Here is a 15,241-nt window from a genome sequence, read left to right as displayed (position 1 = left end):
GCCCACCGAGACCGACTCGATCCACCGCCAACGGAGGTCACACCACCCGTGAGCACCGACCCGAACCCGGCGTACAGCCCGCTGATGCGGGGTGCCGCCGGGGGGATGAACCTCAACGACTCGGTCTACGAGCGCCTGCTGCGCGAGCGCATCATCTTCCTGGGCACCCAGGTCGACGACGTCATCGCCAACCAGCTGGCCGCCCAGATGCTCCTGCTCTCGGCCGAGGACCCCAAGCAGGACATCCACCTGTACATCAACTCGCCCGGCGGCTCGGTCAGCGCCGGCATGGCCATCTACGACACGATGCAGTTCATCGACTGCGACGTCGCCACCTACGGCATGGGCCTGGCCGCCTCGATGGGCCAGTTCCTCCTGACCGCGGGCACTGCGGGCAAGCGCTACGCCCTGCCGCACGCGCGGATCATGATGCACCAGCCCTCGGCCGGCGTCGGCGGCACCGCCGCGGACATCGCCATCCAGGCCGACCTGTTCCGGCGGACCAAGAAGGAGCTCAACGAGCTCCAGGCCCAGCACACCGGGCAGTCGCTCGAGCAGATCGAGCGCGACTCCGACCGCGACCGCTGGTTCACCGCGCAGGAGGCCCTGGAGTACGGCTTCGTCGACCACGTCGTCAGCCGCGCCACCATGACCGACAGCACCAACCCGGTCGCCGACAACTGACGGTTCGGAGAACTGACGTGAGTTTCGAGATGCCCTCCAGCCGCTACATCCTCCCCTCCTTCGTGGAGCGGACGAGCTACGGCATGAAGGAGTCCAACCCCTACAACAAGCTCTTCGAGGAGCGCATCATCTTCCTCGGGGTGCAGATCGACGACGCGTCGGCCAACGACGTCATGGCCCAGCTGATCACGCTGGAGTCGGCCGACCCGGACCGCGACATCACGATCTACATCAACTCGCCCGGTGGCTCGTTCACCTCGCTGATGGCCATCTACGACACGATGATGTTCGTCCGGCCCGACATCCAGACCGTCTGCATGGGCCAGGCCGCCTCGGCCGCCGCCGTCCTGCTCGCGGCCGGGACCCCGGGCAAGCGGCTCGCGCTGCCCTACTCCCGCGTGCTGATCCACCAGCCCTCGGGCGAGGCCGGCGGCCAGGTCTCGGACCTGGAGATCCACGCCGCCGAGATCGAGCGGGTGCGCAAGCAGATGGAGGAGATCCTCGCGCGGCACACCGGCCGGACGGCCGAGCAGGTCCGCTCCGACATCGACCGCGACAAGATCCTGACCGCGACCGAGGCCAAGGAGTACGGCATCGTCGACGAGGTCATCCAGAGCCGGAAGCTCAACGCGTTGCCCGCGGTCTGAGCACGCCGTCCCCCGGGCGGGACGGGAAGAGGTCGCGCGTGTCGCGGCCGGAACCCGTACCGTTCGGGGGGCAGTGCCGGGAGTGACGAGCGAGTCGAGCGCCCCCGGCGCACCGGGGCGTCGGAGTCCCGCGGCGTCGGTGGCGGCAGGTACGGTCGGCGAGCGCCCGATCCTCGGCCGGCAGCGCCGGGAGGGTCGTCCTCGCGGCACCCGCCACCAGCGGGACCAACACGGGCACTTCAGTGACACATCATCCGCAGGTCCGTACCCCGGAGGACCTGCTTCCCCCGAGGTGGAGGTCAGCAGGTGGCACGAATCGGTGAGAGCGGTGACCTGCTCAAGTGCTCGTTCTGCGGGAAGAGCCAGAAGCAGGTCAAGAAGCTCATCGCTGGGCCCGGCGTCTACATCTGCGACGAGTGCATCGACCTCTGCAACGAGATCATCGAGGAGGAGCTCTCGGAGTCGTCGGACCTGAAGTTCGACGAGCTGCCGAAGCCCCGCGAGATCCACGACTTCCTCGAGCAGTACGTCATCGGCCAGGAGAAGGCCAAGCGCACGCTCGCGGTCGCCGTCTACAACCACTACAAGCGGGTGCAGGCCGGCGGTGAGCGCTCGGGCCGGGACGACTCGGTCGAGCTCGCCAAGTCCAACATCCTGCTGATGGGCCCGACCGGCTGCGGCAAGACGCACCTCGCGCAGACCCTCGCCCGGATGCTCAACGTCCCGTTCGCGATCGCCGACGCCACGGCGCTGACCGAGGCCGGCTACGTCGGCGAGGACGTCGAGAACATCCTGCTCAAGCTCATCCAGGCCGCCGACTACGACGTCAAGCGGGCCGAGACCGGGATCATCTACATCGACGAGGTCGACAAGATCGCCCGCAAGAGCGAGAACCCGTCGATCACCCGCGACGTCTCCGGCGAGGGCGTGCAGCAGGCGCTGCTGAAGATCCTCGAGGGGACGACGGCGTCGGTGCCCCCGCAGGGCGGCCGCAAGCACCCGCACCAGGAGTTCATCCAGATCGACACGACGAACGTGCTGTTCATCGTGGGCGGTGCCTTCGCCGGCCTGGAGAAGGTCATCGAGCAGCGGGTCGGCAAGCAGGGGATCGGCTTCGGCGCGGAGATCCGCGGCAAGAAGGAGATCGAGGCCTCCAGCGCCTTCGCCGAGGTCATGCCCGAGGACCTGCTGAAGTTCGGCATGATCCCCGAGTTCATCGGCCGGCTCCCGGTGATCACCAGCGTGCAGGCCCTCGACCGGGAGGCGCTGATCCAGATCCTCACCGAGCCGAAGAACGCCCTGGTGCGCCAGTACCGGCGGCTGTTCGAGCTCGACGGCGTGGAGCTGGAGTTCAGCGACGACGCCCTCGAGGCGATCGCCGACCAGGCCATCCTCCGCGGCACCGGCGCCCGTGGGCTCCGCGCGATCATGGAGGAGGTGCTGCAGTCGGTGATGTACGAGGTGCCCAGCCGCGACGACGTCGCCTCCGTGATGATCACCAAGGAGGTCGTGCTGGAGCACGTCAACCCGACCATCGTGCCGCGCAAGCCCACCCGCGAGCGCCGCGAGAAGAGCGCCTGAGACACAGCCGCACCACCGACGAGCCCGTCCCCGACCCCGGGGGCGGGCTCGCTCGCGTCGGTGGCCGGCGAGCGCTGCGCCGACGCCGCATCCAGGGCCCTGGAACCCGGCCTCGGCGCACACGCCGGCCGGTCGTCCACAGATCTCGGCGCCGGTCACGACAGAGATCCGGTTGCGGTCACCGTCGCCGGATGACCCTCGATCCCGCAGCTCTGTCGGCCCGGACGGATGGACCACCTGGGAGGCGCTCACCGCCCGGGTCGACCGCGGCACGGTGGCCCGGTGGGTGTCCACCGGCTGGCTGGCACGGATGCAGCCCGGCGTCTACGCGCTGCCCGCGGTCGCCGGCGACCGGCGGCTCCGGGTCGAGGCCGCCGTCCGCAGCTGCGGTGGGGTCGTCAGCCACCGGTCCGCCCTGGCGCTCTGGGAGCTCGCCCCGCCCGGTGGTCCCGTGCACCTCACCGTGGGCCACACCCGCAGCGGGCGGGGCACCCCGGGTGTCGTCCTGCACCGCACCCGCTCGCTGGAGGACAGCGTCCGGCGGATCGACGGCCTCCCCGTCTCCTGCCCCGAACGCGCCGTGGTCGACGCGTGGGGCAACCCGGCCGGCCTCACCCGGGCCGACGTCCGAGCCGCAGCCCCAACGCCGCCGGCGGGCCGGGGTGGCGGGGGGCTGGCACAGTCGGGGGAGTGCGCGTCCTGACGTCCCTGCCCGAGGCCGCGCGCGAGGCGTTCCGGGCCCGCGTGTCCGGCGACCCGACCGGCGCACCCGAGTGGGTCCGCGACATCGCCCGGGTCGGCACCGGCCCCGGCTGGTTCGAGCCCGACGGCGTGGTGTGGCGGGTGCACGGCGACCTGTCCACGCTGGTCGGCGGCGTCGCGGCGCTGCTGGGCCAGGCGGCGCACCCCCTCGCCCTCGCCGGCGTGCAGCGGCACTCGGCCTACCGCGAGGACCCGTGGAAGCGGCTGGCCGGCACCGCGCGCTGGCTGGTCGTCAGCACCTTCGGCTCCGAGGAGCTCGCCGAGCGCGAGTCCGCCCGGGTCCGCGGGATGCACGAGACCGTCCGCGGCCGGGTCCGCGGCCGGCCCTACTCCGCGTCGGACCCCGGCCTGCTGCGCTGGGTGCACCTCGCCTTCACCGACGCCTTCCTCGCCGCGCAGCAGGCCGTCGGCCGCGACCTGAGCCCCCGGTACGGCCGCGGCCGGCCCGACGTCTACGTGCGCGAGTGGGCGCGCAGCGCGCGGGAACTCGGCACCACCGACCTGCCGGAGAGCGCCGCCGAGCTCGCCGAGGCGCTCGCCGCGTACCGGCCGCAGCTCGCGCCCGTCCCCGACTCCATGCGCGCCTTCGTCACCGCCCCGCCCGGGCTCAGCCCGCTGGAGCGGGTCTTCTACCGCGGCCTGGCCGGCGCCGCGGCCCAGCTGGTCTCACCCGCGCTGGCCGGGTGCGCCGGCGTCCCCGGCCGCGGACGCGGCGGGGCGGCCCAGGTCGCCGTCGCCCGCGCCCAGCTCCGCGGGCTGCGCCTGGCGCTGGGCGACCACAGCCCCTCGGAGGAGGCGGCCCGGTGGCGGCTGGGATTGGGCCCGGCGCCGGGCTGGGCGCGGGAGACGGCCGCCTAGGTCAGGCCTCCGCGGGCGGCGCCAGCACGACGTCGACGGCCAGCGGTCCGGAACCGGCGACGACGGTCAGCGCCGCGATGCGCCCGGCGTCCACCAGGTCGGCGCGGCCGGCCTCCAGCAGCGGCACCTGCGCCTCCGGTGCGGTCACCGTCGCCGACTCGACGTCGGCCCGCATCGAGACCTTGGCGTCGGACTTGGCCTTGCGGACCCCGGCCAGCGCCGCGGCCACCACGGGCACGACCTCCGGGTCGCCGCCCGCGGGCAGCTCCGCGGCGGCCGGCCACGGCGCGCGGTGCACCGAGCCGCCCTGCCACCAGGACCAGACCTCCTCGGTGACGAACGGAAGCACCGGCGCGAACAGCCGCAGCTGCACCGCCAGCGCCAGCGCCAGGGTGGCCTGCGCCGACGCCGCTGCCGCCCCGGTGCCGTAGGCGCGGGACTTCACCAGCTCCACGTAGTCGTCGCAGAACGACCAGAAGAACGCCTCGGTCACCTCGAGCGCGCGGGTGTAGTTGTAGGCCTCCATGGCCGCCGTCGCCTCGTCCACGACGCCGGCCAGCCGGCGCAGCAGCCCGAGGTCGATCGGCTCGGTGACCTGCTCGCCGCTCAGCCCGGCGGTGACCCCGAGCCCCAGCACGAACTTGCCGACGTTGAGGATCTTCATGGCCAGCCGCCGGCCGACCTTCATCTGCGCCTCGTCGAACGGCGAGTCCGCGCCCGGCCGAGCGCCGGCGGCCCGCCACCGGACGGCGTCGGTGCCGTAGCGCTCGAGGACGTCGATCGGCGTGACGACGTTGCCCTTGGACTTCGACATCTTCTTGCGGTCGGGGTCGACGACGAAACCGGAGATCGTGGCGTGCGTCCACGGCACCGCACCGAACTCGAAGTGCGAGCGGACGACGGTCGAGAACAGCCAGGTGCGGATGATGTCGTGCGCCTGGGGCCGCTGGTCCATCGGGAAGACGTGGGCGAACAGCTCCGGGTCGGTGTCCCAGCCCGAGGCCACCAGCGGCGACAGGGACGACGTCGCCCAGGTGTCCATGACGTCGGGGTCGGCCACGAACCCGCCGGGCACGCCGCGCTGCGCCTCGGTGTAGCCCTCGGGCACGTCGGACGACGGGTCGACCGGCAGCGCCGACTCGGGAGCCAGGAGCGGGTCGTCGAAGTCGGGCTCGCCGGCGTCGTCGAGCCGGTACCAGACCGGGAACGGCACGCCGAAGAACCGCTGGCGGCTGATCAGCCAGTCGCCGTTGAGGCCCTCGACCCAGTTCTCGTAGCGAAACCGCATGTGCTCGGGCACCCACTGGATCTCCCGGCCGCGGGCGACCAGCGCGTCCCGCAGCTCGGCGTCCCGCCCGCCGTTGCGGATGTACCACTGCCGCGTGGTGACGATCTCCAGCGGCCGGTCGCCCTTCTCGTAGAACTTGACCGGGTGGGTGATGGTCGTCGGCTCGCCGTGCAGGTCGCCGGACTCGCGGAGCATCTCCACGATCCGCTGCTGCGCGCTGTACGCCGTCTTCCCGGCCAGCTCGGCGTAGGGCCCCGCGGGGACGCCGTCGGGGGCCTCGGCCACGAACCGGCCGTCCCAGCCGACCACCGCGCGGGTGGGCAGCTGCAGCTCGCGCCACCAGGTGACGTCGTTGAGGTCGCCGAAGGTGCAGATCATCGCGATGCCCGAGCCCTTGTCCGGCTCGGCGAGGCGGTGGGCGACCACCGGCACCTCGACGTCGAACAGCGGGGTGCGCACCGTCTTCCCGAACAGCGGCCGGTACCGCTCGTCGTCGGGGTGGGCGACCAGCGCGACGCAGGCCGGCAGCAGCTCCGGCCGGGTGGTCTCGATGAAGACCGGGCCGTCGGCGGAGGAGAAGGAGATCCGATGGTAGGCGCCCGGGCGCTCGCGGTCCTCCAGCTCGGCCTGGGCGACGGCGGTGCGGAAGGTGACGTCCCAGAGGGTCGGCGCCTCCTGGGCGTAGGCCTCGCCGCGGGAGAGGTTGTGCAGGAACATCCGCTGCGCGGTGGCCCGCGAGGTCGCCGAGATCGTCCGGTAGACGTTGGACCAGTCCACCGACAGGCCGACCTGGCGCCACAGCTGCTCGAAGGCGCGCTCGTCCTCCTCGGTCAGCCGCTCGCACAGCTCGACGAAGTTGCGCCGGCTGACCGGCACCTGGTCCTTGCCCGGCTTGGCCGGCGGCTCGAAGGACGGGTCGTAGGGGAGCGAGGGGTCGCAGCGGACGCCGTAGTAGTTCTGCACGCGCCGCTCGGTGGGCAGGCCGTTGTCGTCCCAGCCCATCGGGTAGAAGACGTGCCGGCCGCGCATCCGCTGGTAGCGGGCGACGATGTCGGTGTGGGTGTAGCTGAACACGTGCCCCACGTGCAGCGACCCGCTGGCCGTCGGCGGCGGGGTGTCGATCGAGTACACCTGCTCGCGCGACGCGGCCAGGGCGGCGGCGCGGTCGAAGGCGTAGGTGTCCTGCTCGGCCCAGCGGGCGACCCAGGTGGCCTCGAGACCGTCGAGGGTCGGCTTCTCGGGTACGCCGGACCCGGCTCCCGGGGTGGTGCTGACCGGGGTGGCTGAGTCGGTGACCATGGCCTCATCCTAGGAACCCCAGCCATCCCAGGAACCCGGCGGCTGGCATCCTGGAGAGGATGAGCAGTGACCTGACCCGCGTCGAGGAGGAGCTGCTGGCTCGCTGGCCGGAGACCCGGCTGGAGCCCTCGCTGGGCCGCATCGCCGCCCTGGTCGACCTGCTGGGCAACCCGCACCGGGCCTACCCGGTGGTGCAGGTCGCCGGCACCAACGGCAAGACGACGACGGCGCGGATGGTCGACGAGCTGCTGCGCGGCTTCGGCCTGCGGGTGGGCCGGTTCACCAGCCCGCACCTGCAGTCGGTGCGCGAGCGGATCGTCCTCGACGGCGAGCCGGTGAGCGCCGAGCGCTTCGTCGAGACCCACTCCGACATCGCGCCCTACGTGCAGATGGTCGACGCCGCCGGCGAGCACCCGATGAGCTTCTTCGAGGTCATGGTCGGCATGGCCTACGCGACCTTCGCCGAGGCGCCGGTCGACGTCGCCGTCGTCGAGGTCGGCATGGGCGGCAGGTGGGACGCCACCAACGTCGTCGACGCGCGGGTCGCCGTCGTCACGCCGGTGGACCTCGACCACGCCGAGTACCTCGGCCCCGACGTCACCACGATCGCCGGCGAGAAGGCCGGGATCATCAAGCCCGACGCGATCGCCGTCCTCGCCCACCAGCAGCCGGGGGCGCTCGACGCGCTGGTCCGCCGCGCGGTCGAGGTCGAGGCCGTGGTCGCGCGCGAGGGCACCGAGTTCGGCGTGCTGGACCGCCGGGTCGCCGTCGGCGGGCAGCAGCTGCGGCTGCAGGGGCTGGGCGGTGAGTACGAGGAGCTCTTCCTCCCGCTGTTCGGCGCGCACCAGGCGCAGAACGCCGCGACCGCGCTGGCCGCCGTCGAGGCGTTCCTCGGTGCCGGTGCCGCCACCGGGCCGGTCGACCAGGAGACCGTGCGGGCCGCGTTCGCCGCCGTGCGCTCGCCCGGCCGGCTGGAGCGGGTCCGCACCAGCCCGACGGTGCTGGTCGACGCCGCGCACAACCCGGCCGGCATGGCCGCGACCGTGGAGGCGATCCGGGAGTCCTTCGACTTCACCCGGCTGGTCGGCGTCGTCGGGGTGGTGCACGGCAAGGACGTCGAGGGGATGCTGCGCGAGCTGGAGACCGTCTGCGCCGAGCTGGTCGTGACGCAGAACGGCTCGACGCGGGCGATGCCGGCCGACGAGCTCGGCGCGCTCGCCGTCGACGTGTTCGGCGCCGACCGGGTGAGCGTGTCCCCGCGGCTGGTCGAGGCGCTCACCGAGGCGATCGAGCTGGCCGAGGCCGGTCCCGACGACGCCCTGGGCGGCTCGGGCGTGCTGGTCACCGGCAGCGTGATCACCGCCGGCGAGGCCCGCACCGTGCTCGGCGGCCGGTCGTGACGGCGCCCGACCCGGTCCGGGCCGGGAGGGCGCTGCGCGGCGCGGCCGCCGCGGTGCTGCTGCTCGAGGGGATCGCGGTGCTGTTCGTCCCGCGGGCCATCGCGCAGACGGCGGGCGGCCTCGACGGGACCCGGCTGACGATCCTGCTGGTGCTCGCCGTCGTCCTGATCCTGGCCTCGGGCATCCAGCGGCGGCCACGCGGGCTGGAGATCGCCACCGTCCTGCAGGTGCCCCTGCTGCTCACCGGGCTCATCGACTCGTCGATGTGGTTCGTCGGCGGCGTCTTCGTGCTGATCTGGCTGTACCTGCTGCAGGTCCGCAAGGACCTGCTCGGCTCCCCGTTCCGCGAGCCGGCCGCGCCCGCCGACTGACCCGGGCGGGCGGCTCAGGCGGCCGACGCGCCGTCGAGCCCCTCGCGGAGCCGGACGACGTCGGTGCCCAGGTGCCGCAGCACCCGCTCGACCACCGGGTCGGCGACCGCGAGGACCCCGACGACGAGGTGCCCGGTGTCGATGACCCGGTCGCGGCGCCGGCGCGGCTGGGCCAGGACGTGCCGCAGGGCGCTCTCGAGCGCCCGCTTGGCGCCGCCGCTGAACGGGATGTGCCCGGTGCGCCCGAGCGGTCCGCGGTCGAGTGCGCCGGGGCCGAAGGCGGACTCCGCCGCCGCGCGCACCTGCTCCAGGTCGATCCCGACGGCGGCCAGGGCGTCGGCGTCCAGCGGCCCGACCGACCGGGTCAGCGCGTCGCGGACGGTGGCGTGGTCGAGGCCCACGGACCGCAGGGCCGCCCCGCCGCGGCCGGGGTCGCGGGCCAGCGCGAGCAGCAGGTGCACCGGCTCGATCTGCTCGGCGCGCAGGTCGCGCGCCTCCTCCTGGGCCACGACGACCGCGTGGCGGGCCTCGTGGGCGAAGCGTTCGAACACCTCAGACGTCCTTCCTGCTCCGGGCGTGCTTCTTGTGGACGGCCTGCCGGCTGACGCCGAGGGCCCCGGCGATCTGCTGCCACGACCAGCCGCGCGCCCGCGCGTTGCCGACCTGCAGCACCTCGAGGCGCTCGGCCAGCTCGCGCAGCGCCCGGACGGCGCGCAGGCCGGTGTCCGGGTCGTCGGCCGCGGCGGCGGTGGTGACGTCGGTGGGAGTGGCCATGCGTCAACTCTGGTTGACAGTCGCCGGCTTGTCAACACGGGTTGACACGCGCCGTCCCGTAGGGTGCCGCCTCGTGACTGATCGCACCCTGGTCCTCGTCAAGCCCGACGGCGTCGCCCGCGGCCTGGTCGGGGAGGTCGTCTCCCGCCTCGAGGCCAAGGGCCTGCGCCTGGTCGCCGCCGAGCTGCGCACCCTGACCCGCGAGGTCGCCGAGGAGCACTACGGCGAGCACCGTGAGAAGCCCTTCTTCGGCTCGCTGGTCGAGTTCATCACCGGCGGCCCGCTGCTCGCCCTCGTCGTCGAGGGGCCGCGTGCCGTCGAGGCCTTCCGCGCGCTGGCCGGCGCCACCGACCCGGTGAAGGCCGCGCCCGGCACCATCCGCGGCGACTTCGCCCTCGAGGTGCAGTCCAACATCGTGCACGGCTCGGACTCCGCCGAGTCCGCCGCGCGCGAGATCGGGCTCTTCTTCCCCGGCCTGGTCTGACAGAAGGACCCCCTTGCCCCCCACCGCTCGCACGCTCGCGGCGGGACCCTGCAAGGGGGCCTGACCCGGCCCCGGCGGCCGGGGACAGCATGGGAGGCATGGTGGAGTCGCTGGTCCGGGCACGGGGCCTGGTGAAGCGGTTCGGTACCCACACCGCGGTCGACGGGATCGACGTCGACATCGCGCCCGGGGAGTCCTTCGGCTTCCTGGGGCCCAACGGCGCCGGCAAGAGCACGACCATGCGGATGGTCGGCGCCGTCTCGCCGCCGACCGCGGGGGAGCTGCGGATCCTCGGCATGGACCCCGCCGTCGACGGGCCGGCCATCCGCGCGCGCCTCGGCGTCGTCCCGCAGACCGACAACCTCGACCTCGAGCTCACCGTCGAGGAGAACCTGCTGGTCTACGGCCGGTACTTCGGCCTGCCCCGCGCGACCGTGCGCGAGCGGACCGCGGAGCTGCTGGACTTCGTGCAGCTCACCGACCGCGCGAAGGACCGGGTCGAGCCGCTGTCGGGCGGGATGAAGCGGCGGGTCACCATCGCCCGGGCTCTGGTCAACGAGCCCGACGTCGTCCTGCTCGACGAGCCCACCACCGGCCTGGACCCCCAGGCCCGGCACGTGCTCTGGGAGCGGCTCTACCGGCTCAAGCAGCGGGGCGTGACCCTCGTGCTCACCACGCACTACATGGACGAGGCCGAGCAGCTGTGCGACCGGCTGGTCGTCATGGACCGCGGCCGGATCGCCGCCGAGGGCAGCCCCGCCGAGCTGATCGCCACCTGGTCCACCCGCGAGGTGTGCGAGCTGCGCTTCCCGCTGACCGAGGGCGGGGCGGGGCCGGCCGCGCACGCCGACGCGCTGGCCCCGCTGGTCGCCCGCGGCGCCGCCGAGCGGGTCGAGGTCCTGCCCGACCGGCTGCTGCTCTACACCGCCGACGGCGACGCGGCGCTGTCGGAGGTCCTCGCGCTCGGGCTGCGGCCGCTGTCGTCCCTGGTCCGGCGCAGCTCGCTGGAGGACGTCTTCCTGCGGCTCACCGGCCGCACGCTGGTGGACTGACGTGGTCCCGTCCCCGGCCGCCCGCTCCTTCCTGGCCCAGCGGCTCACCGCGCACCGGCACTTCTGGCGCAGCAGCGCGCTCGGCAGCGTCCTGGAGCCGGTGCTCTTCCTCGCCGCGATGGGGCTGACGCTGGGCAGCCTGGTCGACCGCGGGCCCGGCGTCCCCGGCGGCGTGGGCTACCTGGCCTTCCTCGCGCCCGGGCTGCTGGTGGCCGCGGCCATGCAGACCGCGACCGGCGAGTCCTCCTACCCGGTGCTCGGGGCGCTGAAGTGGGACCGGCTCTACGACGCGGTGCTCGCCACCCCGGCCCGCCCGGTCGACGTCCTCACCGGCCACCTGCTCTACGTCGCCTTCCGGGTGACGACGTCGGCCGCGGCGTTCCTGGTGGTCCTGGTGCTCTTCGGCGCGGCGGCGAGCCCGCTGGTGGTGCTCGCGCTGCCGGTCGCGCTGCTCACCGGCCTGGCCTTCGCCGCCCCGGTCACCGCCATGGCCGCCCGGCTGGAGGAGGACGCCGCCTTCGCCGCGCTGCAGCGGTTCCTCATCGTGCCGATGTTCCTGTTCAGCGGCACGTTCTTCCCCGTCACGCAGCTGCCGGTGGCACTGGAGTGGTTCGCCTACGCCACCCCGCTGTGGCACGGCGTCGCGCTGGCCCGCGACCTGGCCCTCGGGGCGGCGGAGGCGGGCTCCGCCCTGCTGCACCTCGGCTACCTCGCGCTGTGGACCGTCGCCGGCACCTGGCTGGCCGCCCGGGCGCTGCAGCGGCGGCTGGTCCGGTGACCGGCGTCCCGACGGCGACCCGCCCGGTCTCGCTGCTGCTGCGGGTCGTGCCGCTGTACCCGGTGTCGCCACGGCGGGCCGGGCAGCTGGTGTACCGCAACCTGCTGGTGGCCCGGCGCAGCTGGCTGGTCTTCGTGTCCGGGTTCGCCGAGCCGTTCTTCTACCTGTTCTCGATCGGCGTCGGGATCGGCGCGCTGGTCGGCGACGTCGTCACCGACACCGGCTCCGCGCTGACCTACCAGGAGTTCGTGGCCCCGGCGCTGCTCGCCTCGGCCGCGATGAACGGCGCGATCTACGACGCCGTCTTCAACCTGTTCTTCAAGCTGCGCTACGCCAAGCTCTACGACGCCGTCCTGGCCACGCCGGTGTCCGCGGCCGACGCCGCGGTGGGGGAGACGGTGTGGGCGCTCATGCGCGGCGCGGTCTACTCCGCGGCGTTCCTGCTCGTCATGCTGGCCATGGGCCTGGTCGGCTCCTGGTGGGCGCTGCTGGCGCTGCCGGCCGCCGTCCTCATCGGGTTCGCCTTCGCCGCCGTCGGGCTGGCCGCGAGCACGTTCCTGCGCGGCTGGCAGGACTTCGAGTTCGTGCAGGTCGCGATCCTGCCGCTGTTCCTGTTCTCGACGACCTTCTACCCGCTGTCGACCTATCCGCGGCCGCTGCAGGTCGTCGTCGAGTGCACGCCGCTCTACCACGGCATCGAGCTGGTCCGCGGGCTGGTGACCGGCGACGTGCGGTGGGCGCTGCTCGGCTCGGCGGCCTACCTCGTGGTGATGGGGCTGGCCGGGCTGGCGCTGGGCGCCCGCCGCCTGGAGCGGCTGCTGCTCGCCTGAGCCGCGCCCGGCAGCGGGTGGCCGGCGCGCACGAGCCGCTCGACGGTCGCGGCGGGGACCGGGGAGCCGAACAGGTGGCCCTGGGCGGCGTCGCAGCCCAGTGACCGCAGCGCGGCCAGCTGCGCGGGCTGCTCGACCCCCTCGGCCACGACCTGCAGGCCCAGGCTGTTGCCCAGGGCGATGACGGCGTCGGCCACCGAGCCCGCCGCAGCACCCGCGGCCAGCAGCGCCACCGCCGACGGGTCGATCTTCAGCCGGTCCAGCGGCAGGTCCTGCAGCCGCGACAGCGACGACGCGCCGGTGCCGAAGTCGTCGATGGCCACGTGCACGCCCAGCGCCCGCACCTCGCGGATGCCGGCCGCGGCGTCGGGACCGGCGGCCACCGCCTCGGGCACCTCGATCTCCAGCCGTCCGGGGTCCACGCCGGCGTCCCGGGCGGCCGCGGCGATGCTCACGGCCAGGTCGCCGGTGGCCAGCCGGCGGGGCGACACGTTGACCGCCACGCGCAGCGGCGGCAGGCCGGCGTCGTCCCAGGCGCGCAGCTGGGCGCAGGCCTGGCCGATCACCCAGTCGTCGATCTCGTCGATCACGCCGGTGGCCTCGGCGACCGCGATGAACCCGGCGGGCTCGACCAGCCCGCGGGAGGCCGACTCCCAGCGCGCCAGCGCCTCGACGCCGGTCACCGCGCCGCTGCGCAGGTCGACCTGCGGCTGGTACAGCACCCGCAACTCGCCGGTGCCGACGGCGGCGCGCAGGTCGCGGACGAGCTCGTCCTGCGCGGCGACCTCCTCGCGCATCCCGCGCTCGAACACCCGCACCCGGTCCTTGCCGCCGGCCTTCGCCACGTACATCGCGAGGTCGGCGTCGCGCAGCAGGTCGTCCATGCCGCGGCCGTCGGTGGCGTCGGTGAACGTCATGCCGACGCTGCCGCCGACCGTGAACCGCTCGCCACCCCACTGGACCGGCCGGCGCAGCGCGCTGATCAGCCGCTCGGCCACGGTGACGACGTCGCGGCGGCCCTCGACGTCCTCCATGAGCACCACGAACTCGTCGCCGCCGAGCCGGGCGACGGTGTCGGCGGGCCGCACGGAGGACTCCAGCCGCCGGGCGACGGCGACGAGGACGGCGTCGCCCGCCTCGTGCCCGGCGGTGTCGTTGACCGTCTTGAAGTCGTCGAGGTCGAGCAGCAGCACCGCGTGCCGGCGGGCCCGGCGGTCGGCGAGGGCGTGCTCGAGCCGGTCCTGCATCAGTGCCCGGTTGGCCAGCCCGGTGAGCGGGTCGTGCAGCGCCATCCGGGCCAGCTCGCCGGCCTGCTGCTCCAGCTGGCGGGCCGTCGCGCGGGCCTCGACCTCGCCACGCTTGCGACCGGTGATGTCTCGGGTGATGGCCGCGACGCCGGTGGGCGTGCCGTCGTCGCCACGGATCACCGAGAGGGTGACCAGCGCGTCGAACTCCGAGCCGTCCCGCCTGCGCTGCCGCCGCTCCACCGTGCCGCTGGGCAGCGTGGTGAGGTCCGCGGGCAGCTCCTGCCCGGCCGACAACAGGGAGGCGTGCCGGCCGAGGACCTCGTCCGCGGACCAGCCGTAGAGCCGCTCGGCGCCGGGGTTCCAGGTGGTCACCCGCCCGTCCGGCGTGGCGGTGACGACGGCGTCGTCGGTGGTCTGGACGACGGCGGCCAGCCGGGCCATCTCGTCGCGCTGGGCCGACAGGGCCGCGGTGCGCTCGGCGACCAGCGCCTCGACGTGCTCGCGCCGGTCGTCGAAGTGCTGCCAGGCGACCAGGCAGGCCCAGCTCTCGACCAGCACGAACGCGGCGTGCAGCAGCGCCATCGGCAGGACGTCGGACCCGTGCGCGAAGACCGTGTGCGGCAGCAGGGTGCCCAGCAGGAGGTGGTGGGCGGCCACGAAGACGACGGCGAGCAGGAACGGGGCGCGCGCCGCGTACAGGGCGGCCAGGGGCAGCAGCGCGAAGAAGAGGAAGTGCGCCTCGGTGGCGCCGTCGGACAGGTGGACGCCCACCGCGGCCGTCGTCATCAGCCCGAGCGCGGCGGCCGCGGCGCGGGTGTCGCGGCTGAGCGAGGGTGCCCACGCGGCGAGGGCGAGCAGGGCCGGGGGAGCGGTGTACAGCGCCGCGGAGGCGAGGTCGTGCCCGCGGAACAGCGCGTAGACCGGCACCGCCGCGAGCAGGACCAGGAGCGTCCGGACGACGACGGTGTGGTGGGCGGTCCACTGCTCGGGCTGCATCGCCCGGCCGGGAGGGAGCACCACGGTGGACCAGCCGCGGGGTCGGGTGGGGAGGACGCGTTCCGCGTCTGTCAGCACACCGGTGTCCCGGGTCGGCCGGACCATGCTCTCTCCTCCGAGACCGCCCCCGCTGGTGACGGTCAGTGTACTGGCGCTCACGCACCGGCGCCGGTCGACGGGGACGGGACCC

The 15,241-nt window shown here is 73.9% G+C and carries 15 protein-coding genes; 11 read left to right on the top strand and 4 right to left on the bottom strand.

Annotated features, from left to right (window positions below):
- Positions 1-48 precede the first annotated feature (48 nt).
- The 5 genes from BM414_RS21805 (at position 49) to BM414_RS21785 (ending at position 4,532) form a co-directional block, all read left to right on the top strand.
- Positions 49-684, top strand: a complete 636-nt coding sequence (locus BM414_RS21805) for an ATP-dependent Clp protease proteolytic subunit (RefSeq protein WP_425432366.1) — start codon at positions 49-51, stop codon at positions 682-684.
- Between the two features lie 17 nt (positions 685-701).
- Positions 702-1,331, top strand: coding sequence for an ATP-dependent Clp protease proteolytic subunit (locus BM414_RS21800; protein ID WP_093582931.1), 630 nt, complete (start codon positions 702-704; stop codon positions 1,329-1,331).
- 306 nt (positions 1,332-1,637) lie between these two features.
- Positions 1,638-2,912: an ATP-dependent Clp protease ATP-binding subunit ClpX gene (gene clpX, locus BM414_RS21795; RefSeq protein WP_093582929.1), complete on the top strand. Its 1,275-nt coding sequence runs from the start codon at positions 1,638-1,640 to the stop codon at positions 2,910-2,912.
- A gap of 286 nt (positions 2,913-3,198) precedes the next feature.
- On the top strand, positions 3,199-3,615 hold the full coding sequence (locus BM414_RS21790; protein ID WP_139245979.1) for a hypothetical protein: 417 nt from the start codon (positions 3,199-3,201) through the stop codon (positions 3,613-3,615).
- Complete coding sequence (locus BM414_RS21785) at positions 3,603-4,532, top strand: oxygenase MpaB family protein (protein WP_093582925.1); 930 nt, start codon at positions 3,603-3,605, stop codon at positions 4,530-4,532. Before BM414_RS21790 ends, BM414_RS21785 begins: the two co-directional genes overlap by 13 nt.
- Position 4,533: 1 nt before the next feature.
- Here BM414_RS21785 and valS read toward each other — a convergent pair whose 3' ends face one another.
- A complete protein-coding gene (gene valS / locus BM414_RS21780; RefSeq protein WP_093582923.1) occupies positions 4,534-7,119 on the bottom strand; it encodes a valine--tRNA ligase in 2,586 nt (861 codons plus the stop codon).
- A 59-nt stretch (positions 7,120-7,178) separates the two neighbouring features.
- On the opposite strand from valS, the gene BM414_RS21775 reads away from it, so the two are divergent.
- Both BM414_RS21775 and BM414_RS21770 read left to right on the top strand, forming a co-directional pair.
- Positions 7,179-8,519: a bifunctional folylpolyglutamate synthase/dihydrofolate synthase gene (locus BM414_RS21775; RefSeq protein WP_093582921.1), complete on the top strand. Its 1,341-nt coding sequence runs from the start codon at positions 7,179-7,181 to the stop codon at positions 8,517-8,519.
- The gene (locus BM414_RS21770; protein WP_093582919.1) at positions 8,516-8,890 is read left to right on the top strand and encodes a DUF4233 domain-containing protein; all 375 of its coding nucleotides are present in this window, start codon (positions 8,516-8,518) and stop codon (positions 8,888-8,890) included. The genes BM414_RS21775 and BM414_RS21770 overlap by 4 nt, the downstream gene beginning before the upstream one ends.
- Positions 8,891-8,904: 14 nt before the next feature.
- Here BM414_RS21770 and BM414_RS21765 read toward each other — a convergent pair whose 3' ends face one another.
- Together BM414_RS21765 and BM414_RS21760 are read right to left on the bottom strand one after the other, a co-directional pair.
- Positions 8,905-9,441 (bottom strand): Clp protease N-terminal domain-containing protein, encoded by a 537-nt coding sequence (locus BM414_RS21765; protein ID WP_093582917.1) that lies wholly within the window; start codon positions 9,439-9,441, stop codon positions 8,905-8,907.
- Position 9,442: 1 nt separating this feature from the next.
- The gene (locus tag BM414_RS21760; protein WP_093582915.1) at positions 9,443-9,664 is read right to left on the bottom strand and encodes a helix-turn-helix domain-containing protein; all 222 of its coding nucleotides are present in this window, start codon (positions 9,662-9,664) and stop codon (positions 9,443-9,445) included.
- Between the two features lie 73 nt (positions 9,665-9,737).
- Between BM414_RS21760 and ndk the strand changes: the two genes are divergently transcribed.
- The 4 genes from ndk (at position 9,738) to BM414_RS21740 (ending at position 12,808) form a co-directional block, all read left to right on the top strand.
- A complete protein-coding gene (ndk, locus tag BM414_RS21755) occupies positions 9,738-10,148 on the top strand; it encodes a nucleoside-diphosphate kinase (protein ID WP_245784894.1) in 411 nt (136 codons plus the stop codon).
- 98 nt (positions 10,149-10,246) lie between these two features.
- A complete protein-coding gene (locus tag BM414_RS21750; RefSeq protein ID WP_093582912.1) occupies positions 10,247-11,200 on the top strand; it encodes an ABC transporter ATP-binding protein in 954 nt (317 codons plus the stop codon).
- Position 11,201: 1 nt separating this feature from the next.
- Entirely contained in the window at positions 11,202-11,978 is a 777-nt protein-coding gene (locus BM414_RS21745) for an ABC transporter permease (RefSeq protein WP_093582910.1), read from the top strand.
- Positions 11,975-12,808 carry an ABC transporter permease gene (locus tag BM414_RS21740; RefSeq protein WP_093582908.1) on the top strand — a complete coding sequence of 278 codons (834 nt, stop codon included), beginning with the start codon at positions 11,975-11,977 and terminating at the stop codon, positions 12,806-12,808. The genes BM414_RS21745 and BM414_RS21740 overlap by 4 nt, the downstream gene beginning before the upstream one ends.
- Here the strand turns inward: BM414_RS21740 and BM414_RS21735 are convergent.
- Positions 12,736-15,156 (bottom strand): putative bifunctional diguanylate cyclase/phosphodiesterase, encoded by a 2,421-nt coding sequence (locus BM414_RS21735; protein WP_093582906.1) that lies wholly within the window; start codon positions 15,154-15,156, stop codon positions 12,736-12,738. The two genes, BM414_RS21740 and BM414_RS21735, sit on opposite strands and share 73 nt — an antisense overlap.
- Between the last annotated feature and the right edge of the window lie 85 nt (positions 15,157-15,241).

The sequence above is a fragment of the Geodermatophilus amargosae genome, from assembly GCF_900116515.1.
GTDB classification, from domain to species: domain Bacteria; phylum Actinomycetota; class Actinomycetes; order Mycobacteriales; family Geodermatophilaceae; genus Geodermatophilus; species Geodermatophilus amargosae.
This window is presented reverse-complemented; position numbering and strand designations above follow the sequence as displayed.